General features: G+C 51.8%; 1 rRNA gene. It reads right to left on the bottom strand.

Annotated features, from left to right (window positions below):
- A 16S ribosomal RNA gene (locus tag QYG89_RS17345) occupies positions 1-124 on the bottom strand; the annotation flags it as partial.
- Positions 125-307 lie beyond the last annotated feature (183 nt).

Here is a 307-nt window from a genome sequence, read left to right as displayed (position 1 = left end):
ACGTGTTACTCACCCGTCCGCCGCTAACTTGAACTGGAGCAAGCTCCAGTCAAGTCCGCTCGACTTGCATGTATTAGGCACGCCGCCAGCGTTCGTCCTGAGCCAGGATCAAACTCTCCAAAAAGATGTTTGACTTGCTCAATTGTTTTAAATCAGCCGAAGCCGCCTTTCAATCTTTCACCATGCGGAGAAAGAAGTTATCCGGTATTAGCCCCGGTTTCCCGGAGTTATCCCAGTCTTACAGGCAGGTTACCCACGTGTTACTCACCCGTCCGCCGCTAACTTGAACTGGAGCAAGCTCCAGTCA

The organism is Bacillus lumedeiriae (genome assembly GCF_044891285.1).
Classification (GTDB): Bacteria; Bacillota; Bacilli; order Bacillales; family Domibacillaceae; genus Pseudobacillus; species Pseudobacillus lumedeiriae.
This window is presented reverse-complemented; position numbering and strand designations above follow the sequence as displayed.